Origin of the sequence: Anaerostipes sp. Marseille-Q3525, assembly GCF_018223505.1 — a bacterium.
In the GTDB taxonomy this organism is placed as follows: domain Bacteria; phylum Bacillota; class Clostridia; order Lachnospirales; family Lachnospiraceae; genus Anaerostipes; species Anaerostipes amylophilus.
Window position 1 is genome coordinate 1 of record NZ_JAGTTT010000078.1, and the last position, 956, is coordinate 956.

A 956-nucleotide genomic window follows, 5' to 3' on the forward strand; every position below is an offset into this window, starting at 1 on the left:
AATCCAAGCACTGCATATTCTGTAAAATGTGCTGTCTTTCTAACGAATGTATGCACTACTTCCGCATGCATCATAAGATCTGCATTAGAATGAATCTGGAAGAATCCAAAAAAACTTAAGATCCTTGCTAATTCTTTTGCATACCCAATACTCATCCCCGCAGAGGATGTCCCGTTCTTTGCGGAAAATGAAAAAATTAAAATCATCAAAACGAGTGTTATCCCCCAGTATAACACTCGTTTTGTCTTCTTCTGTACTCTCATACAGTTCTCCTATAAACGGTTTCCGTACATCTTATCAAAATAGTTTGCGTACTCTCCAGATAAAATGTTCTGCCACCATTCTTTGTTATTTAAGTACCATTCAATGGTCTGTGCGATTCCTGTGTCGAAGTTGTATTTTGGTTTCCATCCAAGTTCTGTCTCTAATTTTGTTGGGTCGATCGCGTAACGCATGTCATGTCCTGGACGGTCTGTGACAAATTTGATCAGGCTTTCTGGTTTGTCTAATGCTTTTAAGATTGTCTTTACAACTTCTAAGTTTGTACGTTCGTTATGTCCACCTACGTTGTAAACTTCTCAGACTTTTCCTTTATGAATGATCAGGTCAATAGCTTCGCAGTGGTCTGATACATGTAACCAGTCACGGACATTTTCACCTTTTCCGTAGACTGGAAGTTCTTCATCTGCTAATGCACGGCTGATCATTAATGGAATCAGTTTCTCTGGGAAATGATATGGTCCGTAGTTGTTTGAGCATCTTGAGATTGTCACAGGAAGTCCAAATGTTCTGTGGTAAGCTAAGACAAATAAGTCTGCACTTGCTTTGGAACTGCTGTATGGGCTTGATGTGTGCAGTGGTGTTGTCTCTGTGAAGAATAAGTCTGGGCGGTCTAATGGAAGATCTCCGTATACTTCATCTGTGGATACCTGATGGTAACGTTTTACACCATATTT

At 39.9% G+C, this 956-nt stretch carries 1 protein-coding gene and 1 pseudogene; both read right to left on the reverse strand.

What is annotated here, in order from left to right; genetic code table 11:
- A partial coding sequence (locus tag KE503_RS14345; protein ID WP_212385711.1) for a VanZ family protein occupies positions 1-263 on the reverse strand: 263 nt, incomplete at its 3' end.
- Positions 264-272: 9 nt separating this feature from the next.
- Positions 273-956, reverse strand: a pseudogene (locus tag KE503_RS14350) (dTDP-glucose 4,6-dehydratase); the annotation flags it as partial.